The sequence below is a fragment of the Faunimonas sp. B44 genome (assembly GCF_052655945.1).
In genome coordinates this window covers 132359-155292 of record NZ_JBQYEX010000004.1, presented here as the reverse complement: position 1 = coordinate 155292, position 22934 = coordinate 132359, and the positions used below count along the sequence as shown (strand labels likewise).

Here is a 22934-nt window from a genome sequence, read left to right as displayed (position 1 = left end):
ATGCGGCAACAAGGCTGAAAAATGCGTAAGCCGGCTTCAGCCCCAGAGCGCGGGGCCGGGCGGCTCCACCATCGAACCGGCATAACGGAGCCCCGGCTGCCGGTCGCGGGCGAGGAGGAGGGGGCCGTCGAGGTCGACGATGTGGGCGTGCTGGGCGAGCAGAACCGCAGGCGCCATCGAAAGCGACGTGCCGACCATGCAGCCGACCATCACGAGAAAGCCCCTCGCCCGCGCCTCGCGCACGATGCGCATGGCTTCCGTCAGCCCGCCCGCCTTGTCGAGCTTCACGTTCACGGCGTCGTACTTGCCGGCCACCGTGGCGAGGTCCTCGTGCGTGTGCAGGCTCTCGTCCGCGCAGATCGGCACCGGGTGCGGCACGCGGAGCAGCAGGTCGTCCCGTCCGGCGGGCAAGGGCTGCTCGATCAGGGCGACCTCGGCCTCGAGACAGGCGAGCATGTTCTCGAGGTAGTTCTCCTCCGTCCAGCCCTCGTTGGCGTCGACGATGATGCGCGCCTTGGGCGCGGAGGCCCGGACGGCACGGATGCGCGACACGTCGCCGTCCGCGCCGAGCTTGACCTTCAGGAGGGGACGGCCGGCCGCCATGCGGGCAGCCTCGGCCATGTCCTCCGGATCGCCGAGGCTGAGCGTAAGGGCGGTCTGCACCGGGCGGAGCAGCGGTCCCGCGCAGGATTCGGCGACCGAGACGTGCGAACGCTTGGCCTCGAAGTCCCAGAACGCGCAATCGAGCGCGTTGCGCGCGGCCCCTGGCGGCAGCAGGCCCTGCAGCGCGTGGCGGTCGGCGATCACACCGCGCACGGACTCGATCTGCGCCAGCACGCTGTCGGGCGTCTCGCCGTAGCGGGGATAGGGCACGCACTCGCCGCGGCCGACCGCCTCGCCTTCGGCGATCTCCACCGTGACGACCGTGGCCTCGGTGCGCGAGCCGCGCGCGATGGTGAAGCTTCCGGCGATCGGCCAGGTTTCGATCTGGGCCGTGATCGTGGGACTCATGGCGATGCGAACTCCTCGGCGATGCGGTCGACGATCGGCCCGACGCCGGTCCGGATCGGGTCGACGCTCGGCAAACCGAACCGGGCCTGCGTCGCCGCGAGGACCGCCTCGGCGGCGTGGGGGGAAAGCGCGGCGGTGTTCACGGCGATCCCGACGGGCCGGATCGCAGGGTTGGTCAGCCGTCCGAGGCGCACGGTCTGGTCGATCACGTCGCCGATCTCGGCGATCGGGTGATCGACGTTCCGCATGGTCCGGCGGGTCGGCTCGTGGCAGATCACGAAGGCGTCGGGCTGGCAGCCGTGGAGCAGGCCGAGCGAGACGCCGGCGAAGGAGGGATGGAACAGCGACCCCTGGCCCTCGACGATGTGCCAGTGGTCGGCATCGGCCTCGGGCGTGAGCCATTCCGCCGCCCCCGAGATGAAGTCGGCGACGACGGCATCGATGGCGACGCCGCGCCCGGCGATCAGGATCCCGGTCTGCCCGGTGGCGCAGAAGTCGGCATCGAAGCCGCGGAGCGTCATCTCGCGCTCGAGCGCGAGGGCGGTGTACTTCTTGCCGACCGCGCAGTCGGTGCCGACGGTCAGCAGGCGCTTGCCCGATCGCGGCGTGCCCTTGCCGACGGCGAAGGTGCGGCCGGCATGGCGAACGTCGACGAGGGCGACATTGCGCCGCGCCGCCGCCTCCCTGATCCCCTCGACCTCCCCGAGGCGGATGTGGAGCCCGCTCGCGACGTCCATGCCGGCCTCGATGGCCTGCACGATCGTCTCGACCCAGTGCTCCGGCAGCACGCCGCCCGGGTTGACCGCCCCGATCACGAGGGTTTCGGCGCCGGCCTTGCGCGCCGTCGCGAGATCCATGTCCGGCAGGCCGGTGTCCGCCCGACAGCCCGGCAGGCGCAGCTGGCCGACGCACCAGTCCCTGCGCCAATCGACGATTCCCTGCGCGGTCTTCGCCGCGAGCGGGTCCGGCACGTCGCCGAGGAAAAGAAGATAGGGTGTCCTGATCGCCATGGAGTGTGGCTTTCCTGCGCTTGCGAAGCCGGCTTCGAGGCTGCACCTTGCAGTGCAGCGACGAGTGCGTAGCACGGGCAGCGATCACCGTCAGCCGCTTGGGATTTGATGACCGCAGCGCTTGATCACCAGCTCGAGGCGGGCCGCCTCGTCATGCGGCCCGCAGGAAGCTGGGTGATCGAGGACGCGCGCCGTCTGGAAGCGGGGCTGACGGAGTTCGCGCCCGCCTCGGCCAGCGCCTCCACCGGCACCCTCGTCATCGACGTATCCGCGGTAAAGACGCTCGACACCGCCGGCGCCTATCTGCTGGTGAAGCTCGAGCAGGCCTGGAAGAGCGCGGGCCGCCAGGTCGAGTGGCTCGGCGCCGACCAGGCGCGGACCGTGCTCATCGACCGCGTCCGCGACGTGATCGCCGAGGAGCCGGCGCCGCCGCCGCCGTCGCGGCCGAACATCGTCTCGGAGATCGGCGCGACGATGATCGGCGTCGGCGCCGACGCACGGAACCTCGTCTCCATGCTCGGCGCGGTCGTGCGGGAATTCGGGGTCGCCATCGTCCGCCCCTCGACCTTCCGCGGGCATTCCGTCATCCAGCAGATGGACGTCGCCGGCCTTCGCGCCGTCCCGATCATCGCGCTGATGTCGTTCCTCATCGGCGGCATCCTCGCGCAGCAAAGCGCGTTCCAGCTTCGGGTCTTCGGCGCCGAGGTGTTCGCGGTCGATCTCGTCGGCATCATCGCGCTCCGCGAGATCGCGGTGCTCTTGACCTCCATCATGGTGGCCGGCCGGTCGGGCAGCGCCATCACCGCCGAGCTCGGCTCCATGAAGATGGCGGAGGAGATCGACGCGCTGCGGGTGATGGGGCTCGACCCGGTGAACGTGCTGGTCCTGCCGCGCGTGCTCGCCCTCGTGATCGTCGTCCCGCTCCTGACCTTCATCGCCGCGCTCGCGACACTCGCCGGCGCCATGCTGACCCTCTGGTTCTATTCCGGCATCGTACCGGAGGTGTTCCTGGTGAGGCTGCGCGACGCGGTCGACTTTACGTCACTCTTCAGCGGCCTGATCAAGGCGCCGTTCATGGCGCTCATCATCGCCTGCATCTCCTGCGCGGAAGGCATGGCGGTCGGCGGCAGCGCCGAATCCCTCGGCCGGCACACCACCGCCGCAGTGGTGAAATCCATCTTCATGGTCATCGTGGTCGACGGCGTGTTCGCCATCTTCTACGCCTCCATCAACTTCTGAGGGCGGGGCGTGGCCGAACAGGATACGGTGATCAGCGTGCGCGACCTGTCGGTCGGGTTCGGCGACCGGTACGTGCTCGAGAATCTTCAGCTGGACGTCCGCCGCGGCGAGATCCTGGCGATCGTCGGCGCCTCGGGGGCGGGCAAGTCCGTGCTGCTGCGCGCGATCCTCGGCCTGGTGCCGCGCGCAGCAGGCACGATCCAGGCCTTCAACCAGACGATCGGGGCGGACGGCCCGGACGTGGCGATCGAGAAGCGCTGGGGCGTGCTCTTCCAGTTCGGCGCGCTCTTCTCCGCGCTCACTGTGGCGCAAAACGTCGCGGTGCCGATGCGCGAGTTCCTGGACCTGCCCGTGCCGCTGATGGAGGAGCTCGCGCAGCTGAAGATCGAGCTCGTGGGCCTGAAACCCGGCGACGGACAGAAGATGCCCTCGGAGCTCTCCGGCGGCATGATCAAGCGCGCAGCGCTCGCCCGGGCGCTCGCGCTCGACCCGGAGATCGTCTTCCTCGACGAGCCGACCTCCGGGCTCGACCCGATCTCCGCCTCGGCCTTCGACACCCTCATCGAAGACCTTAGAAACACTTTGGGTTTGACTGTGGTGATGGTAACCCACGATCTCGATACGCTCCATGCGATCGTGGACCGGATTGCGGTCGTGGGGGAGCGGCGGATTCTCGTGGAGGGCGACATTGCGGCCATGCGCCGCTTCGATCATCCGTGGGTGCGAAGCTACTTCAACAGCCCGCGGGCGCGCGCGGCGCTAGGTTAGTGCGATGGAAACCAAGGCCAACACGACGCTCATCGGCGCCTTCACATTGGTCGTGCTCGCGCTCGCCTTCGGCTTCATCTACTGGCTCGCGCGGGGGCACGAGACCTCCGCGGCGAGCCGCATGTCCATCGTCTTCAGCGACCCGGTGACCGGCCTCGGCACCGGCGGGCAGGTGGTCTTCAACGGCATCAAGGTCGGCGACGTGCAGCGCCTGCGCCTCGATCCGAACAATCCGGCCCGCGTCATCGCCGACGTCGGCGTTGCCAGGGACACGCCGATCAAGACGGACACCGTCGCGACGCTCGGCTTCCAGGGGCTGACCGGCGTCGGCTACATCGAGCTGCAGGGCGGCACCGCCTCCGCGCCGAGCATCTGGACGATGGACCCGCCGGTGATCGAGGCGCAGCGCTCCAGCATGCAGGACCTCCTCGCAGGCGCCCGCAACATCCTCGCCCGCGCGGACGATACCCTGAAGGCGCTCGAGGGCCTCGTGTCGGACAACCGCGAACCCGTGAACCAGGCCGTCCGCAACGTCGCCTCCTTCACCGGCGCGCTCGCCGACAGCTCCGACGAGGTGACCGACCTCTTGCGCAACGCTTCGGACGCGTCGCAGGCGCTCTCCTCCATCAGCTCGCGCCTGGAGGCGCTCGTCGACCGCACGGAAGCGGTCATGGCGGCGGTGGACCCGACCGACATCCGCCAGACGATCAGCAACGTCCAGACCTTCACCTCGGCGCTCTCCGCGCGCACGGAGGACATCGATGCGCTGGTCACGCGCCTTTCCGCGATCTCCTCCGACGTGAGCGGGTTCACCGCGCGCCTCGGCGGCCTCGGCGACAAGGCGGACACGCTGATGACGGACGTCGCCGCGGCCGGCCAGCGCGTCTCGGAACTCGTCCAGGCGGTGGATGCCGAAGCGGTGAACCGCAGCATCACGCGCGTCGAGGAGATCACCGCGGCGGTCGACCCGGCGCAGGTCCGCTCGGCCGTCGCGTCCTTCGCCAGCGTGGCCGAGGCGATCGGCGCGCGGCGCGACGACATAGACGGCATGGTCACGCGCCTCTCCGCCATCACCTCCGACGTGAGCGGCTTCACGGCGCGGCTCGGCGGCCTCGGCGACCGGGCGGATACGCTGATGACGGACGTCGCCGCGGCCGGCCAGCGCGTCTCGGAACTCGTCCAGGCGGTCGATGCCGAGGCGGTCAACCGCAGCATCGCGCGCGTCGAGGAGATCACCGCGGCGGTCGACCCGGCGCAGGTCCGCTCCGCAGTCGATTCCTTTGCGAGCGTCGCCGAGGCGATCGGCGCGCGGCGGGACGACATAGACGGCATCGTCACCCGCCTTTCCGCCATCTCCTCCGACGTGAGCGGCTTCACCGCGCGGCTCGGGACGTTCGGCGACAAGGCCGATGCGCTGATGACCGACGTCGCCGCGGCGGGCGAGCGCGTTAACGAGATCGCCTCGTCCGTCGACACCGAGGCGCTCCGACGCACCATTGCCCGCGTCGACGAGATCGCCGGCTCCGTCGATCCGGCGCGCGTGCGCAGCACCGTGGATGCCGTGGCGAGCGTGGCCGAGGCGATCGGCGCGCGACGCGAGGAGATCGACGACCTCGTGACGCGCATCTCGGCCATCTCCGTCGACGTGGGTACCTTCGCCACCCGGCTCCCGACGATGGGCGCGCGGGTCGACGACCTGCTGGCCGCGGTGGACACCCAGAAGGTGCGGGAGTCGATCGACGGCGTGCATGAATTCGCGGACGCGCTCGGGCGCAACAGCGGGAACATCGACGCGATCGTGGCCGACGCCCGCGCCGTGTCGGGCCGCCTCAACGGGCTCAGCGAGCGTGCCGACGCGCTTCTGGCGAAGCTCGACGGCATGGTCGGCGAAAGCTCCGGCGACGGCATCATGAGCCAGGCGCGCGAGACGCTCGCAGCCGTCCAGCAGGCGGCGCGGACCTTCGATCAGCAGACCCGCGCCATCGGCGGCGGCGTCGACGACTTCACCAACAGGGGCCTGCGCGATCTGCGCAGCCTCATCAACGAAGGCCAGCGGGCGGTCAGCCGGCTGGACAGCGTCATTTCGAACCTGGAACGCGATCCGAGCCAGGTTCTGTTCGGCCCCGACGCCGTTCCGGAATATCGCGGCAGTCGGCGGCGCTAGGGGCAGGGGGCTCGGGACGTGAACAGCAGGTCGTTGACAGCCGCTCTCCGGCCCGGCCGGCCGTCGGCCCGGGCCATCCTCGGCCTGGCCGTGCTGATCGGGCTCTCCGGGTGCGCGCGGCTCCTGCCGCAGACGCCCGACGCGATCTTCGATCTCAGCGCCCCCTCGGGCTTCGCCGTGCCCTCGGGCACCAACGCGCAGATCCTGGTGCCGACGCCGTCGGCGCTGCGGGCCCTCGACACCGAGCGGATCGCGGCACGCCCCGCCGCGTCCGAATACGCGTATCTCCCCGGCGCCGTCTGGGCCGACAGCCTTCCGCGCCTCCTGCAGGCCCGCCTTCTCCAGACCCTCCAGGACAGCGGGCGCGTGCGCGCGGTCGCCCTGCCCGGGCAGGGCGTGCTGATCGATTACCAGATCATCCTGGACATACGGTCCTTCGAGATCGCCAACGGCGCGGCCGTCGCCGAGTTCGCGCTGAAGCTGATGGATGACCGGACCGGCCGCGTCGTGGCGACCGAGATCGTCCGCCAGTCGAGCCCGGTCGCCGGCAGCACGAACCCGGATTACGTGGCGGCGCTCGACCGCGCGATGGACGAGGCGTTCGTCGAGATCACGCGCAGGGTGCTCGCCCGTATCTGAGGCCGGATCGGCCGGGTCCGGCTTGCGGCCGGTTCGGGTCGGCCGCTCCCCCCGTCATGCCCCCCGGCCTGCCGTCAGCGCCGCCGGCGAGCTTGCCGGCGCGCCGTCGTTTCGCGGCTCTCCGCAAAGCGCCCGGCGAGCGCCGCCGGAGAGCGCCGTCGGCCGGTCGTCAGTTCAGCCGGCCGGCCGCGTGCGCGAGCATCGTGTAGACCTTTCCGGTGTCCGACGTCAGGTACATCTTCGCCATCGCCGGATCGGTGTCGTTCTTCGAGACCTGGGCGAGGAGCCGCTCGAAGTCGCCGATGTAATTGTCGACCGCACGGCGGAAATCGCCGTCGCGCTCGTACTTGCGACGGATCTCGTCGAACGTCTTCTGGCCCTGGAGCGTGTAGAGCCGCCGGGTGAAGACGTTGCGCTCGCCGCGCTTGTAGCGGTCCCACAGCTCCACCGACGCCTCGTGATCGATGGCGCGCGCGATGTCGATCGACAGCGAGTTCAGCGATTCCACGACCTGGGACGGCGACCGGCCGGGCCGGCCCGCCTGGGCGGGAGCAGGGCCGGGGTTCGCCGCCTCCCGCGCGGGCGCGGGCTCGGCCGCCGACGGCGCCGCCTCGGCAGGCTCGTTCGGCTTTGCCGCCTTTGCCGGTGGGAGATCCTCGTCGGACGACGCCCGGCGCAGGAGATCGGCGACCCAGCCGCGACCCTCGCCGCCGGGGCGGCTCCGCTCCTGCTGCGCGGGCGGGGCAGGCGGCGGCGCAGCGGGGCTCCGCAGCACCGGCGCAGGCGCCGACGGCGTGGCCGCCTTGCGCGGCTCGGCAACAGGCGCGGAGGGCGCGGCAGCGGGTTGCGCGGGCCGCGCCGCCGGCGTGCCGGCCTGGGCCTGACGCGCCGGTTCGGCACGGCTCGCCGGTTCCGCGGCCGGGCGGGGCTCGGCGATCCGGATCGGATCCGGCCGGGCGGGCGCTGCGGCGAGCTCGGACTCGCCCGCATACTTTGTGACGATGCGGGACAGCTCGGTGATCGCCTCGACCTGCTCGGCGATGGCGCGCCGCATGGTCGAGGTCACCTCGCGCGCCTCCGCCGGCATGTCCAGCACGCCGCGGCGAAGCTCCTCGCGCGTCTGCTCGAGTTCCTGTTCCATGCTCTTCGCCGCCTGGCGCATCTCCTGCGCAGTCTCGGCGAAGCGGCGGGTTGCATCGGCGACCGAACGGCTGACCTCCGAGACGAGCGCTTCCGCGGCACTCCGCACCGCCTCGTCCGTGCTCGCGCCGGCTGCGGCGAGCCGCTTCTCAAGTTCCGCCCGCGCCGCCTCGACGCCCTCCACGGCCTGACGGCCCTCGGCGATCGCCGCCTTCCGGAGCGCCTCCATCTGAGTGATTGCGGCGCGCGCGGAGTCTTCCGCACGCCGCCCGAGCGCCTCGGTCGCCTCCGCGATCCGCACCTCGGCCGCACCGAGCGTGTCGGCGAGCCGGCCGGTCGCGGACGTGCTGGCTTCTTCCGCCGCCTGGCGCAGGCTCGCCGCGAGCGCCTCGATCTCGCCCCGCGCGGAGCCGAGCGTCTCGCCGAGGCGCTGCGAAGCGCCGCGGCTCGTCTCGTCGGTGACGCGCGCGATCTCCTCGGCAACCTTGCCGAGATCGGTCGTGAAGGACTCGATCTGCTCGCGGGCGCGCACCAGCGTGTCGGTGACGAGCGTGCTCGCGTGCAGCGTGGTGTCCTCGGTCCGGCGCCCGATCCCGTCCGCGAGCGCGCTGAGCCGCTGCTCGGCGGTGCCGAGCGTGTCGGAGATCAGCGAGGTCAGCCCGGTGAGCCGCTGCTCCACGGTTTCGGCATGGCCGGTGAGCGCGGCGGCAACCGATTCGAGCGCCTCGCGGCGCTCGTCCAGGCTGCCGCGCATCGTCTCGCCGGTCTCGTTGAGCGCGACCGTCGCGCCCTGCAGGGCGTCCGTCTGCGTCTGGAACTGCGTGGCGATCGCCGAGATGTCGCGCAGCACGTAGGTGGAGACGTCGCGGAGCGTCCGGATCTGGTCGGACAGGAGCGAATGCGAGCTCGTCGTGTCCCGCGCCGCCGCTTCGAGCGCCTCCCGCAGGCCGGTCGCCTGTCCCGAGATGTTGGATTCGATCGCGGTGAGCTGTTCGCCGGTCGCCCCCACGACGGCCTGCAGCTCCTCGTGGGTCGTGGCGAGGCGCCCGAGCATCGAATCGATGTCGGTGCGGAACCGCTCGTTCGTCCCGGTGATCGCCTCGATGATGCCGCGCGTCTGGTTGCCGAGCGTGGTGAGGAGCCGGCGGACGCTGCTGTCGAGCGCCTCGCGCGCGCCTTCGCTCTCCTTCCCGATCGCCTCCACGACCTCGCGACCGGATCCCTCGATGCTCTCCACGATGTTGCCGCGGCGGGATTCGAGCGCTTCGAGGAAAGTCTGGGAGCGGACGTCGACGCCGTCGAGGATCGTCCGGGCGCCTTCGTCGAGGCCGGCGGTGAAGCCGCGGCTGCGCGTCGAAAGCTCGTCCAGGATGAAGCGGGTGCGGTCGTCGAGCCCGCCCGCCAGTTCCTCGCTGCGCTTGGCGATCTCGTCGAGGAGCAGGCGGTTGCGCTCGCCGACGCCCTGCTCGAGCTGCTCGAGGCGGGCGGCGAGCTCGTCGAGCAGGCTCTGGGTGCGGCTGTCGAGGCCTTCCGACAGGCTCGACGCGCGCTCGGCCAGTGCGGCGAGAAGCGCCTGCGAACGCTCGTCGAGGCCGCCGGTCATCTCCCTCGAGCGGCTCTCCACCGCCTCGATGAGAGTGCGGCTGGTCAGGTCGAGGTTCTCCGCTATGCCGCGGGCGCCGACCTGGATGCCGTCGACCAGCATGCTGGCACGGCTGTTGAGGTCCTCCACGAGCATCCGGCCGTGGCTGTCGACCGCCTCGACGAAACCGCGGCCCTGGCTCTCGAGGCTGTCGAGGACGAACCGGCCGCGGTTCGTGATGGCGTCCACGAGGCCGGAGGAGCGGGTATCGAGAAGCTCGGAGAGCTCCGCGTGTCGGGTCGCGAGCATGTCGTTCAGGAACTGCGTCCGTTCGCCGAGCGAGCCCTGCGCGGAATCGAGCGCAGATTGCAGGCTGTTGGCCCGGTCGGAGAAGGTCTCCGCGGCGCTCGCGAGGCGCTCGCCGAGGCCCTGGTTGATCTCCGCCATGCGTTCCGCGATGGAATCGGTGAGCGCCTGCGACCGGGTGCTCAGGCTGTCGCGAAGCTCGTTGAGGCGCTCGTCGAGCGCGGCGGTGACCTCGGCCTGCGTCTCGGTGAACGTCTCCGCGATGCTGCGGGTGCGCGCGACGAGGGTGTCGCTGATCTGGCGCGCGCGGGCGTCCAGCGCCTCGTTAATCCGGCCGAGCCGGTCGTCGAGGGTTTCAGCGAGCGTGTCGGCCCGCTCGCCGAAGGTCTGCGTCGCCTCGCCGATCCGGGTCGTCACGCGCGTCTCGAACTGGGCGAGGCGCCCGGCGACCGCCTGCTCGACGGAACTTGCCGAGGTCGCGATCCGGTCGGCGGCGCCGAGCGCGGTCGCAGTCATGCGGCTCTCGAAGCCGCCGAGATTGGTGTCGAGCGCATCGCCCATCTGCGCGATGCGGGCCTCGATGAGCGAATTGAAGGCTTCGCTCCGTTCGCCGAGCGCTGCCGCAAGCTCCCCGCCGCGGGCGGTCAGCACTTCGGAGATCTGCTCGAGGTTGCGCTCAATGTCGCGCCGGATGCGGTCGCCGCGCGCCGAGATCACAAGGCCTGTGCTCTCGCCGGCGGTCGTGATCGTGTTGCGGACGAGGTCGATCTGCGATTCCACCTGCGCCGCAGCCTCGCGGCCCGATTCCGCGATGCGCTCCTGCGCCTCGCCGAGACGGCCGGCGATCTCCTGGCTCTGCTCGGCCAGCGACCCGATGAGCTGCTCGCCCGAAGCGCCGATGGTCCGGCCGGCCGTCGCGAGCGCCGTCTCGACCAGGCCGAGCTGAGCCCGGATCGTCCCGTTGACCCGCTCGCCGGTCTGGCCCAGGCGCTCGTCCGCGCTCGCCAGCGCCGCCTGCGCGAGCGCGACGCGTTCCTCGATCGTGGCGGCGATGCGGTCGCCGGACGAGGCGAGCCGCTCGTCGGCCGACGAGAGTGCGGTTTCGACCGCACCGAGCTCGGCGCGGATCGCCTCCGCCATCCGCTCACCGGTCGCGCCGAGCCGGCCGTCCGCAGCTACGACGGCCGTTTCCACCTTGCCCAACTGGCTTTCGACGGTCTGGGCGATGCGGGCGCCGGCGCCGGCGAGGCGGTCATTGGCCGCCGAGAGCTCCTGCTCGATGCCCTCGATCCGTTCCCCGACGGCCCGGATCAGCCGCTCCTGCGCGCCCTCGATCCTGCCGTCCGCAGCGGCGATCACCTCGTGCAGGCTCTCGACCAGCCGCTCCCCGCGCTCGCCGATGCGCTCGTCGATGCCCGCGATCGCGGCCGTGACCTGCGCAACGCGGCTCTCGACGGAGCCGACCAGCCTTTCGGCGGTGGAGCCGAGCCGCTCGTCGGCGGCCGACAGCGCCGCCTGCACGCCCGCCACGCGTTCGGCGACGGCCTCCGCCACCCGGCTCGTGGTTGCCTCGATCCGCTCGTCTCCGGCGATGAAGGCGGAGTCGATCCGGTCGAGCCGCCGATCGATCTGCTCGACGACGCGGGATCCGGCCTCGCCGATCCGGCCGTCGAGAAGCCCGATCGCCGTATCGACCTGGCCGATGCGCTCCTCCACCGCTGCAACGAGCCGCTCGCCGGTCGCATTCAGCTGGCCGTCTGCAGCGGCGAGGGTCTTCTCCACCTCTCCGAAGCGGTCGCCGAGCGCGGACAGCACGCGCTCGCCGACGGCGCCGAGACGCGCGTCGGCCGATCCGAGCGCGGATTCCAGATGCTGAACGCGCTCGTCGAAGCCGCCGAGGAGGCGGGTGCCGGCACGCTCGATACGCGAATCGGCGGCAACCAGCGCGCTTTCGATCCCGCTGATCCGTTCGCCGATCACGCCGGCCATCTTCTCGCCGACGGCGCCGAGCCGGCCCGTGGCGTTTCCGAGCGCCGTCTGGAGGGCCGCGACCTGACCTTCGATCTGCTCGGAAATGCCGTCGCCGGCGGCGCCGACACGCTGCGCGACGGAGGCGAGGGCGTTCTCCACGCGTCCGATCTGCAGGCTGATGTTGCCGGAGATCTCGCGGCCGGCATCCGCGAAGCGCTCGTTCGCGGATCCGAGGCTGGACTCCGCCTGTTCGATCTGCGCCCGGACGGCAGCGCCGATGGTCTCGCCGCGTTCGGCGAAGCGGTCGCCGGCATGGCCGAGCAGGGTGCTCGCCTCGTCGAGGCGGCGTGCGACCGCATCCGTGACGTCGCGCCCGACGCCCTCAAAGCGTTCGCTCGCGGCGTCGAGGTTCGACTGCACTTCCTGGAGCTGGGCCGCCATGCTGCGCGACACGGTGTGGGCCGTCGCGCCGAGATGCTCGATGACGGTGCGCGAGCGCGCCTCCATGGTGTCGACGACGATCTCGCCGGCGCGCTCGATGCGGCTCGTCGATTCCTCCGAGCTCGCCTTTATCGCCGCGGCGATCTCCTCGTTCCGCGCCGCGATCTGGGCGACGAGGGCGTCGCCCTCCACGCTGATGCTGTGGTGGATCCGCTCGCCGGCGCGGGCGAGTTCGCCGACCAGGCTCGAGGATCCGTCGGCGAGCGTCGTGGCGAGGCGGCTCTGCGCCTCCTTCAGCCGGCCGTCCGCTTCCGCGGTTTGCATCGTGAGCGTGTCGGTGATGGCCGATCCGGCCGCGGCGAGCCGTTCGACGGCTTCCCGGCTGACGGCCGCCAGCCGCTCGTCGAACTCCCGGCCGGTGCGGCTCATGCCCTCCACGAGCTCGGCCGCGCGGGACGCAAAGCCGTCCGAGGCTTCGGCGACGGTGCGGTCGGCGCGCTCTGCCGCTTCCGCGCTGCGCTGGGCGATGGCGGACGACAGACGCTCGCCCGAAGAATCGAGGCGGGCGAGCAGCGCTTCACCGCGCTCCACCACCGCGGCGGCGACGTTATCCGTGCTCTGGTCGAGGCGCGCGACGAGATCGTCGCTGCGTCTCGCCACCGTGTCGGAGAACCGGTCGCTCGCCGTGTCGAGGCGCTGGAAGAGCGAGTCGGTCTGGGCCGACACGAGCTCGACCATGGCTTCGCCGCGCGACCCCAGGGCGGCGGCGATTGCATCGCCGCGTTCGGCGAGGAGGCTCGTCACGCGCTCCGCCGCGCGGTCCGCGGCGAGCGTGATCTGCTCCGCGGTGCGGACGAGCTCGCTGGAGAGGTTCTCGTGCGAGCCGTTCATCGCCTGCCGGACGCGGTCGGCGTTCTGGACGATCGCCTCGCGTTCGGTGACGAGCTCGTCCACCAGCCGACGGACGCGCAGCTCATTGTCGGTATAGGAGCGCTCGAGCGTGGCAACCTCGTTGCGCACCAGCACCTCGAGCTCGCTCGCCCGCGCGAGCGCCCGCTCGATGCCGTCGCCCATCGCCGCCACCTCGCGCCGGATCGCCTGGCCGACAGTCACGACCGATTCCTTGGCGATGTTCTCCGGTTCGGCCAGCCGGAGGGCCACCTCGGTCATGGTGCGCGAGACGAGCCGCAGCTCGTGGCTGCGCCAGATGAGCGCCGCCATCGCCCAGAACAGGAGCGGCGGCAGCACGATGCCGGCAAGCAGCGCGATCAGCTGCGGCGCCTGGCGCAGGTCGGCGAGGGAGCCGATGGCGGCGAGATCCTCCCGCCAGACCCCGGCCGCGAAGCTGATCCCGAGCGCGACCCACAGGATCGTCAGCACGAGCGCCGTCCAGTAGGGCGTGTAGGCCGGCCGCCGCTGCAGCGCGTAGAGGATGTTGCCGACGGAGCGGACGTCGTCGTTGGCGGCGCGGCGCGTGCGCACGCGCTCCTGCGCAGCCGCCTCCTTGCGCTCGGGCTGGGTCGCCGGCGCCGACGGCGCGGCGCGCCGCTTGGGCGGCTGCGCACCCGCCCGCTCGGCTGTCCTTGCATCGTCGGCGGTCGCCGCGGCGAAATCGATCTTCAGGGCCTCTTCGACGGCCGAAAGGGCCGCTTCGGTCGCTTCGCTTTTCGGAAGTTTGCTCATCGATCGTTCGCCCCGGCCCGTACGCGTGAACTCAAAACGGATGCGCCGTCATCGCGCGGATGCGTGCCGTCTCCACGCTGACGGCGCGCATACTACTGACACTGCTGCGGTCGTGAAAGGCCGAAACCGCCGATTCCCCGGCGGAATCCCAAGCTTTCCGAACGATCTGAAGGTCGGGCCGCAAGTATCGTCTCAATTCTGGACAGGTCGTGGCCGGGCCTGTCGCCGCCCATCGGGAAAGCGCAACCTGCAAAGCGCGCGCAGAGCGTGTCCCTGCATCGGGACTGTGGCTGCCGAAGGGCAGGAGCGGCCCGGCGCCAGCGCGTTTTACCGTCGGCAAACCGGCCGCTCGTGCGGCAGTTGCTCGCCTTGACAGCGGGGGGTGGCAGTCTAAACCGCGTCCCGCATTCCAAAGGGCGCCGACAAGATGGCAAGAATTACCTTCATCACCTCCGACGACACGCGCTACGAGGTGGAGGCCGGATCCGGATCCACCGTGATGGAGGCGGCGATCAGGAACGGCGTTCCCGGCATCGAGGCGGAATGCGGCGGCGCCTGCGCCTGCGCGACCTGCCATGTCTATGTCGAGGACGAATGGCGCGCCGCGACCGGCACGCCGGAGCCGATGGAAGAGGACATGCTCGACTTCGCCTACGACGTCCGGCCGGGCTCCCGGCTTTCCTGCCAGATCCGGGTGACGGACGCGCTGGACGGGCTGATCGTGCGGGTTCCGGAGCGCCAGGCCTGATCCTTTCCGCGGATCGCACCGATTGGAGTTGCCATGCTTACCAACCTGGTCGAAACCGATGTCGTGATCGTGGGAGCGGGCCCGTGCGGCCTGTTCGCCGTGTTCGAGCTCGGGCTGCTCGACCTGAAATGCCATCTCGTCGACATTCTCGACCGTCCGGGCGGTCAGTGCACGGAGCTCTACCCCGAGAAGCCGATCTACGACATCCCGGCCTGGCCGGAGATCTCGGCCCAGGGCGTCGTCGACAAGCTGATGGAGCAGATCCGGCCCTTCGCGCCCGAGTTCCATTTCGGCGAGATGGTGACCGAGCTCGAGCGCACCGAAGAGGGCGACTTCCGCCTGCGCACCGACGGCGGGACCACCTTTCGCTGCAAGGTGGTGGTGATCGCCGCCGGCGGCGGCTCGTTCCAGCCCAAGCGCCCGCCGATCCCCGGCATCGAGGCCTATGAGGGAAAGAGCGTCTTCTATTCGGTGCGGCGCATGGAGGATTTCCGCGGCCACGATCTCCTGATCGTCGGCGGCGGCGATTCCGCGCTCGACTGGACGCTCAACCTGCAGCCCCTCGCCAAGAGCCTCACGCTCGTGCACCGCCGGCCGGAGTTCCGCGCCGCCCCCGATTCCGTCAACAAGATGTTCGCGCTGCGCGATGAGGGCGCGATCGCCTTCCAGCAGGGGCAGATCTCCGCGCTCGCGGGAGAGAACGGCGAGCTGCGCGCCGCCGTCGTGAAAGGCCCGGACGGCGAGATCGAGGTGCCGTGCACGCGCATGCTGCCCTTCTTCGGGCTCACCATGAAGCTCGGCCCGGTGGCCGACTGGGGCCTGAACCTCCACGAGAACCTGATCGCGGTCGACACGGAGAAGTTCGAGACGTCGGAGCCCGGGATCTTCGCCATCGGCGACATCAACTGGTATCCGGGCAAGCTGAAGCTCATCCTGTCCGGCTTCCACGAGGGCGCGCTGATGGCGCAGGCGGCGAAGCGGATCGTCCACCCGAACCAGCGGATCGTGTTCCAGTACACGACCTCGTCCTCGTCGCTGCAGAAGAAGCTCGGCGTGATCTGAGCCGCGCCGGCCCGGCCGTCTCAGATCCGCAAGGCCCGGCCTGCGATGGCCGAGCGGATCGGGGCGGGGAGGGAATAGAACACGCGCTTCATCCCGGGTCGCAGGCGCCGCACCACGAGGTCGAGATAGAGCTCGCCGCGCCGGCTGGTCGGGATGGCGTAGTCGAACACCTCGACCTCGCCGGTGCTCCAGTCCGACTTGTGCTGCGAGCGCGGCGCCATCATGTCGTAGACGCCGATGCCGTTCTCCGCGCACCACTCGATCGCCTGCTGGGCCAGCAGGTTGCCGGTGCTGAACTTCGCGTAACGCTGCGAATAGGTGCCGAGATAGAGGAAGTATCGGCCGGCATCGATCAGGCCGACCTCGTAGGCGGCGGGCTCGCCGGAGACGGTCAGCCGCGCGACCGCCAGGCGGACCGGCGAGGTCGCCTCGCCGAGGCCGCGGGCGAGCGCGGGGAAGAGCTCGTTCGTGCGCTCGTCCATGTAGGTCGTGCTCACCTTGCCCGTATCGGTGAGCCACTGGCGCTTCATCTCGATCGCCTTCGCCAGCCAGTCGGCCGCCGTTCCGCTGTCGCCCGAGACCTCGAAGCGGACCTCGCCTTGCTCGCCGAGGAGCCGCAGGCGGCGGCGCTGCTCGCGTCCGACCTTCTGCTTGATCCGGCTCATGAATCCCGCGAAGCCGTCGGGCCCGATCTCGGCATAGGGGGCGCCTTCGGCGCTGATCGGCTCCTTGTCCGCGAGCAGCGTCCGAAAGAGGGCGCTGTCCTTCCGGACCTGCGCGAACTGCAGGATGTCGGGCCTGACGTCGGCCATCAGCCGGTCGTAGGCGGCGCGCGTCGCCTCGGCCTGGCTGCAGCGCGGATCGAGGATGAACTCGTCATATTGCGAGAAGGGCCGCCCGGCGGCGACCGCGACCTTCGCAAGTTTGCCCCCGGCAATTTGAAGGGGCCAGATCAGCACGGGCCGGCCAGCCTGCCGCACCACGATCGTCTTCAGCGTCCGGTCGAGAGGCCCCTTGGCGAAATGGTCTGCCCAGAGGCTGAGGAAATCCGGTGCCTGGAACACCGAGGCGCTCGGCTGGAGAGCCTTGACGAGCAGCCAGTCGGAGCGCAGGGCCGCATAGGCTCCCGCGCCCGTCAGGACCTCGGAAGCGAGCCCCGGAGCGGGTCGCGCGGGCGCCGCATCGTCGTGCGCTGCAGGCTCGTCGTTCATCGCAAATGCCGGTTCTGCCACGGATCCGCCCCGTTACCCACGGACCCCGTTCTAGCGCCGCACCTCTTCAGGAACGGTAAAGGCCGGGCACCTGCTAGCGGGCGAGCGCCCGCATCGCCCCCTCCAGGCCGTCGAGGGTGAGGGGGTACATCCTGCCGCCCATCAGCTCGCGCACCGCCCTGATCGTCCAGGTGTGGCCCCAGTGCTCCTCCGGCACCGGGTTGAGCCATGCCGCCTTCTCGAAGCGATCCAGCATGCGGGCGAGCCAGACGGCGCCGGGCTCCTCGTTCCAGTGCTCGACGGAGCCGCCCGGGTGGGTCAGCTCGTAAGGGCTCATCGAGGCGTCGCCCACGAAGACGACGCGGTAGTCGGCAGGGTAGGTGCGCAGGATGTCGACCGTCTCCAGCCGCTCGGCGTGGCGTCGCGCGTTCTCCTTCCAAACCGTTTCGTAGAGGCAGTTGTGGAAGTAGAAATGCTCCATCGTCTTGAACTCGGAGCGCGCCGCGGAGAACAGGTCCTCGGTGACCTGGACGTGCCAGTCCATCGAGCCGCCGACGTCGAAGAAGAGAAGCACCTTCACGGCGTTCCGCCGCTCCGGCCTGAGGCGCACGTCGAGAAAGCCGCGGTGCGCGCTGGAGCGGATCGTCCCGTCGAGATCGAGCTCCTCGGCGGCGCCCGTGCGGGCGAACCGGCGCAGCCTGCGCAGCGCCACCTTGATGTTGCGGGTGCCGATCTCGCGGGTGGAATCGAGGTCGCGGAAGCGGCGCTCGTCCCAGACCTTGGCGGCGCGGAAATTGCGGTTCTCGTGCTGACCGATCCGGATGCCCTCCGGATTGTAGCCGAATGCCCCGAACGGCGACGTGCCGCCTGTGCCGATCCACTTCGATCCGCCTTGGTGACGCGCCCTTTGCTCGGCAATGCGCTTCTTCAGGGTCTCCATCAGCGCCTCGAAGCCGCCGAGCGACTCGACGAGCCGCTTCTCCTCTTCGCTGAAGTGCCGCTCTGCGAGCCGGCGGAGCCAGTCCTCGGGGATGTCCGCCGCGATTCCGTCGCCGGGCGCCTCCAGGCCCTTGAAGACGGTTCCGAAGACGCGGTCGAAGCGGTCGAGATTGGCCTCGTCCTTCACCAGCGCCGTGCGCGCGAGATAGTAGAAGTCCTCGACGCTCTTGCCCGGGAGGTCGGCCTCCATCGCCTCGAGCAGGGTCAGGTATTCCCGCAACGTGACGGGAACGCCCGCGCTTTTCAGCTCCGCGAAGAAGGTGAGGAACATCGCGCCATCCGGAATGCCGGCGCGATCCTAGACCGGCGGGGCTCCGGCCGGTAGCCCGGCAAGGCCGGTCCTATCGGACGTTGGCGAGGCGGCTGCGCGAGGAGGCGTCGAACTCCGACAGGTCGATGTTCGGCAGCCCCATCTCGGACGCTTCCTTCCGCGTGAAGCCCATCGCGGCGACCGGGATGTGCCGGTCGTTCTTGCGGTCGTAGAGGGACAGCACGACCTTCATCTGCTTGTCGCCGATCGGCTCCGCCACCATGCTGCCCTGGGCCGGGCCGCGGACGAGGCGCAGCGAGACCCCCTTGTCGGTCTGGCTTCCCATGAGGTCGACGCCGTTGCCCGCCGCCCCGTCCATGAAGGCGCCGTAGAAGCGGGCGGTCTCCTCGTTGTAGCGGATGTTGGCGTAGACCGGCGCCGACAGCGATCCCATCCAGCACTTGCCGGTCATTCCGAGCGTCATCTGCGTCCGGCTCGGGTCCCCGGCGAGCGCGCAGTGGAACTTCGTCCCGACCTGAGGGCCGATCAGCAGCTGCCCCGTGCCGAGCCATTCGCCCGAGAAGCGCTGCATGAAGGTGAGTGCCTCGTCCGGGGCGGCCATCGCGGCCGGCGCGGTCGCGACGAGGGCGGCGAGGGCGAGTGCGGGCACGCGCGGCATCTTCGGACTCCATGGCTCGCGAACGGCGGCTGTGGAGCGAGTCTATTCGTCCAAATCCAAACGGATCGTTAACCGTAACGGACGTTCAGCGGAGCTGCTGGAGCGCCTCGCGCTCGCCGCCCGTGACGAGCCCGGAGGCGAGGTCCTTCAGCCGCGGCCGCTCCTCCTTGATGAAGGGCAGCGGGCGGCAGACATCCATCGCGGCGAGCCCGATCCTGGCGCTCATCAGCCCGTTGACGACGCCTTCGCCGAATCGCGCCGATAGCCGCGCGGCGAGGCCGTGGCCGAGCACCTGCTGCAGGACGGTGTCGCCGACGGCGATGGTCGCGGTGACGGCGAGATGCGTGAACACCGCCTTGGTGAGCCGCACCATGCCGAACGTCCCCGGCCGTCCGCCGTAGAGCGTCGAAAGCCGCCGGATCAGCCGGAGGCTCTCCCAGAGCACGTAGGCGATGTCCATGAAGGCGCGCGGGCTGACGGCGGTCACGACGGAGACGCGGCGCGCGGTTCCGGAGATGATTGCGCGGGCGCGCTCGTCGAGCGGCCGGACGAGGTCGCGTTCGGCGAGGATCAGGAGATCGCGCCCGTCCATGATCTCGGCGGCGTGCTGCGCGACCATGCGGCGGCCCTTGGCCGTGTCGGCGCGGCCGGCGAAATGGGCGAGCAGACCCGCCACCGCGCGGTCCGCATCCGTGCGCGCGTTGCTTTCGGCCGCCTTGTCGGCGGCGAGGCGCAGGCGCGCCAGCCGCTTCAGCCGCGCGATGCCCAGGAGTTCCCGGCCGACCATCGCCAGGACGGCGACCACGAACAGGCCGGCGAGGCCGAGCGCCAGCCATCCCAGCCAGTCGGCGCGCGCGAAGAGATCCCGGATGAGCCGGTCGATCGAGAGCCCGATGGCGAGCGAGACGAGCATGCCGCCGGTCGCGGCCGCGAGCGCGCCCCAGCGGATGCCGCGCCGGGCCGGATGGACGATCATCTCGACCGCCTCGTGCGCCTCGTCGGCCGCCGGCTCGAGATCATCGAGCAGGCTCTCGCGGACCTCCGCGAGGTCGGGATCGTCGAGCCGGAAGGCGGCCGGGCGGCGCTGGCCGCGTACTGGTCCCTCGCTCATCGGAGCTTGTCCCCGACGAGGTACTCGATCGCCTGGTCGAGCCGGATGTGCGGCAGGGAGAGCGTCATGCCTTCGGCGGTTCGTTCCAGGCGCGGGGGCCGGAAGCGGAGATAGCGGAGCGTGGCGGCGTCCTTGCTCATCCCGGTGCGGCCCGCGGCGGCGCCCGCCTCGAACAGGATCTCGGGATCGCGCGGCAGGTCGCCCGGGAAGAGGGCAATCTCCGTGTTCCCGTCATAGGTCTCGCCGTCCACCCTTTCGCCCTCGATCGGGGTCCCGACGAGCGCCGGCAGGCTTTCGCCGCGGCGGTCGATCGTCACCTCCCGGGTGGCGCGCACCGCCGCGAGCGGCATGACCCGGACCTCTGCCCCGGCGAAGGAGGCGCGCACGGCCGCCTGCTTGGTCAGGCGGGCGAGCAGGCGCGCGAGGTTCTCGTGGTCGGTGTGATGCACGTGGTCGGCCTTGGTCGCGACGAACAGGATGCGGTCGATCCGGCGGGTCAGGATGGACGTCAGCCAGCTTGCCCGGCCAGGCCGGAAGCAGGCGAGCACGTCGGCGAGCGCGGCTTCGAGATCCCGCATGGCGGCCGGGCCGGCATTGAGCGCGGCGAGCATGTCGACGAGGACGATCTGCCGGTCGAGCCGGGCGAAATGGTCCCTGAAGAACGGCTTCACGACATGGCTGCGATAGGCCTCGTAGCGCCGCTCCATCATCGCTGCCAGCGTATCGCGGCCGGCGCGATGATCGGGGGGCACGTCGAGCGGCGCGAAGGTGAGGGCGGGCGAGCCCTCAAGGTCGCCCGGCATCAGGAAGCGCCCCGGCGGCAGCATCGAAAGCGCGTGCTCGTCGGCGCGCGCCGCGCGGAGATAGCGCGTGAACGCCTCGGCGAGCTCGCGTGCCGCGCCCTCGTCCTCCGGCCCGTCCGGCGCCACCCGGGCGAGCGCGCCGTGGAATTCGGCGGCGAGGCCGGCGCGGTGGGTCTCCCGCGACAGCCGCACCGCCTCCTCCGACCACCCGGCGTAGGATTTCCGGAGGAGGGCAAGGTCGAGGAGCCATTCGCCCGGATAGTCCACGATGTCGAGGTGGAGGCGGCCGCGGCCGAGGCGGCGGCGCAGGCCGCTCGCCGATTCGAACTGGATGGTGAGGCGGAGCTCGCTGATGCGGCGCGTCGAGCGCGGCCAGACGCGTTCCGTGACGAGGTCGTGGACGTGCGCCTCGTAGTCGAAGCGCGGCACCTCGTCGTCGGGCTGCGGCTGGAGCCTGGCGTCGGCGAGCCGACCCGAAGAATAGGCCTCGAAGAGCGGCAGCCGCCCGCCGTGGACGAGGTTGTGGACGAGCGCCGTGATGAAGACGGTCTTGCCGGCGCGGGACAGCCCGGTCACGCCGAGCCGCAGCGTCGGCGTGCCGCCGCCAAGGATGGTGCCCACCACGTTGTCGATCGCGATGCGGGCTTCGTCGGTGATGGTCGTGATGGATGCCAAGCCCGTCTCCCCGGCCCCAGATAGGGCAGGAACACGGATCCTTCAAAGCGTCCCGTGACCTGCGAGGTCGCGCGGCCGGATGAAGGCCCTGAGAACGGCGGCGCCGGGGCGAAGGTCGGACCAGGGGCCGTCGAAGTCGAGCACGGCAAGGGCGGCGGTCGGGTACTTTCCGGCCATCGCATCCCGATCGGCGTCCGGTCCGCTGCTGCCGGCGAGCGCGAGCGCCGCCTGCTCGATGGACGGATTGTGCCCGATGACGAGGAGTGCGCCGGCCTCCTTGCCCTCGAGCTTCACCAGTGCGAGCAGGGTCGCCTCGTCCGCCTCGTAGAGCTCGTTCACGAACCGCACGTCGTCGACTGGCGCGAGGCGCGGCAGGACGAGGTCCAGCGTCTCGCGCGTGCGGGCCGAGGGCGAGCAGATGACGGTCTCGGGCTGCAGCCCGCGCTCAGCCATGACGCGGCCGATGGCGGCGGCGTCGCGGCGGCCGCGCTCGGAGAGCGGACGGTCGATGTCGGCCGTCCCGGACGGACGGTCGGACTTGGCGTGTCGAAGCAGCATCAGGCAGGGCATCCTGCCTGCCTAGCGGGCGGAGGCGGTCTCCGCAACGGCCGCAACCGGACGGGCATGCGGCGGATCGCCGGCGACGCGCTCCGGTTCGAGCTCCGTCGCCAGGCCGTAGCTCGTCAGCTCATCCGGCGTGAACAGATAGAGCTTGGTCTTGGGCGTCGCCATCGCGTGGACCCAGACGCGCGGGTCTACGCCGAGTTCGACCAACAGGAGCTGCGCCTCCGCGCTGACGCGCTGCGCCTGGTCCATGCCTTCGGCGAGCGAGCCCATCGCGGACGGCAGCGTGTAGACCTGATGGACACCGATCCAGGCCTTCGGGTGGGCGATCCGCTCGGCGCCCCCGGCAAAGAGGAGGGGGCAGGACGAGGCGCAATAGCCGTCTTCGAGCACGTGGGTGGCGAGCCCGCTCTTCCGGATCGCCCGCGCCATCGCCATCGCGTCGGTCACCGAGCCGCCCGGCGAATGCAGCACGATCTCCTTCAAGCCCCTGGCGCGCTCGCCCGCGAGAACGGCCTCCAGCAGGCCTGCCGTGCCGGGCGTCACCGTGCCTTCCGCGTAGAGCGCGCCGCCCGCACCGAACCGGAAGGTCATCGGCTCCGCCTCGCGCGCGTCGCGCGGTCGCGTGCGGCCGGGGCTCGGCCCTGTTTCGTCAGGGGCGACCGGGCGGGCCGTCGGCAGATAGGGCCGGATCTGGTCGTTCTTCTCCGGGCGCTCCATGCGGACCGGCGTCGGCATGGCGAACGGCGCGAGCGACTGCTGGTCCAGAAGGTCGCGCAGGTCGGTATGCAGCATGACCGCGGTCGTCGCGACGAGGCCGCAGAAGGTGAACCAGAGGAAGCTGCCTTCGGGAAATCGCCGCCTGCGGAGAGCCATCG

16 protein-coding genes are annotated in these 22934 nt (G+C 70.8%); 6 read left to right on the top strand and 10 right to left on the bottom strand.

Annotated elements, in window-relative coordinates:
- Positions 1-36 precede the first annotated feature (36 nt).
- Positions 37-1011 (bottom strand): N-acetyl-D-Glu racemase DgcA, encoded by a 975-nt coding sequence (dgcA, locus tag ACUN0C_RS09605; RefSeq protein WP_445466134.1) that lies wholly within the window; start codon positions 1009-1011, stop codon positions 37-39.
- Complete coding sequence (dgcN, locus tag ACUN0C_RS09600) at positions 1008-2021, bottom strand: N-acetyltransferase DgcN (protein WP_445466133.1); 1014 nt, start codon at positions 2019-2021, stop codon at positions 1008-1010. The genes dgcA and dgcN overlap by 4 nt, the downstream gene beginning before the upstream one ends.
- A gap of 108 nt (positions 2022-2129) precedes the next feature.
- Between dgcN and ACUN0C_RS09595 the strand changes: the two genes are divergently transcribed.
- Genes ACUN0C_RS09595 through ACUN0C_RS09580 form a run of 4 tightly spaced genes read left to right on the top strand, consistent with a single transcriptional unit; the run spans position 2130 to position 6831 of the window.
- A complete protein-coding gene (locus tag ACUN0C_RS09595) occupies positions 2130-3260 on the top strand; it encodes an MlaE family lipid ABC transporter permease subunit (protein ID WP_445466132.1) in 1131 nt (376 codons plus the stop codon).
- A 9-nt stretch (positions 3261-3269) separates the two neighbouring features.
- On the top strand, positions 3270-4028 hold the full coding sequence (locus tag ACUN0C_RS09590) for an ABC transporter ATP-binding protein (RefSeq protein ID WP_445466131.1): 759 nt from the start codon (positions 3270-3272) through the stop codon (positions 4026-4028).
- Positions 4029-4032: 4 nt separating this feature from the next.
- Positions 4033-6192, top strand: a complete 2160-nt coding sequence (locus ACUN0C_RS09585; protein ID WP_445466130.1) for an MlaD family protein — start codon at positions 4033-4035, stop codon at positions 6190-6192.
- Positions 6193-6225: 33 nt separating this feature from the next.
- Positions 6226-6831, top strand: coding sequence for an ABC-type transport auxiliary lipoprotein family protein (locus ACUN0C_RS09580; RefSeq protein ID WP_445466129.1), 606 nt, complete (start codon positions 6226-6228; stop codon positions 6829-6831).
- Positions 6832-7000: 169 nt separating this feature from the next.
- On the opposite strand, the gene ACUN0C_RS09575 is transcribed toward ACUN0C_RS09580, so the two are convergent.
- Positions 7001-13954 (bottom strand): apolipoprotein A-IV repeat region-like domain-containing protein, encoded by a 6954-nt coding sequence (locus ACUN0C_RS09575; RefSeq protein ID WP_445466128.1) that lies wholly within the window; start codon positions 13952-13954, stop codon positions 7001-7003.
- Positions 13955-14381: 427 nt separating this feature from the next.
- Here ACUN0C_RS09575 and ACUN0C_RS09570 point away from each other — a divergent pair, with 427 nt between their 5' ends.
- On the top strand, positions 14382-14702 hold the full coding sequence (locus ACUN0C_RS09570; RefSeq protein ID WP_445466127.1) for a 2Fe-2S iron-sulfur cluster-binding protein: 321 nt from the start codon (positions 14382-14384) through the stop codon (positions 14700-14702).
- 33 nt (positions 14703-14735) lie between these two features.
- Positions 14736-15764 carry an NAD(P)/FAD-dependent oxidoreductase gene (locus ACUN0C_RS09565; RefSeq protein ID WP_445466126.1) on the top strand — a complete coding sequence of 343 codons (1029 nt, stop codon included), beginning with the start codon at positions 14736-14738 and terminating at the stop codon, positions 15762-15764.
- A gap of 20 nt (positions 15765-15784) precedes the next feature.
- Here the strand turns inward: ACUN0C_RS09565 and ACUN0C_RS09560 are convergent, their stop codons facing one another.
- From ACUN0C_RS09560 to ACUN0C_RS09530, 7 genes are all read right to left on the bottom strand, one after another.
- Positions 15785-16975: a GNAT family N-acetyltransferase gene (locus ACUN0C_RS09560; RefSeq protein WP_445466125.1), complete on the bottom strand. Its 1191-nt coding sequence runs from the start codon at positions 16973-16975 to the stop codon at positions 15785-15787.
- A gap of 94 nt (positions 16976-17069) precedes the next feature.
- Positions 17070-18245: a vWA domain-containing protein gene (locus ACUN0C_RS09555; RefSeq protein WP_445466124.1), complete on the bottom strand. Its 1176-nt coding sequence runs from the start codon at positions 18243-18245 to the stop codon at positions 17070-17072.
- A gap of 70 nt (positions 18246-18315) precedes the next feature.
- Positions 18316-18903, bottom strand: coding sequence for a hypothetical protein (locus ACUN0C_RS09550; protein WP_445466123.1), 588 nt, complete (start codon positions 18901-18903; stop codon positions 18316-18318).
- A gap of 85 nt (positions 18904-18988) precedes the next feature.
- Positions 18989-20014, bottom strand: coding sequence for a YcjF family protein (locus ACUN0C_RS09545; protein WP_445466122.1), 1026 nt, complete (start codon positions 20012-20014; stop codon positions 18989-18991).
- On the bottom strand, positions 20011-21492 hold the full coding sequence (locus tag ACUN0C_RS09540) for a YcjX family protein (RefSeq protein WP_445466121.1): 1482 nt from the start codon (positions 21490-21492) through the stop codon (positions 20011-20013). The genes ACUN0C_RS09545 and ACUN0C_RS09540 overlap by 4 nt, the downstream gene beginning before the upstream one ends.
- Before the next feature lie 42 nt (positions 21493-21534).
- The gene (locus ACUN0C_RS09535; RefSeq protein WP_445466120.1) at positions 21535-22050 is read right to left on the bottom strand and encodes a SixA phosphatase family protein; all 516 of its coding nucleotides are present in this window, start codon (positions 22048-22050) and stop codon (positions 21535-21537) included.
- A gap of 21 nt (positions 22051-22071) precedes the next feature.
- Positions 22072-22932 (bottom strand): ATP-dependent Clp protease proteolytic subunit, encoded by an 861-nt coding sequence (locus tag ACUN0C_RS09530; RefSeq protein ID WP_445466119.1) that lies wholly within the window; start codon positions 22930-22932, stop codon positions 22072-22074.
- Between the last annotated feature and the right edge of the window lie 2 nt (positions 22933-22934).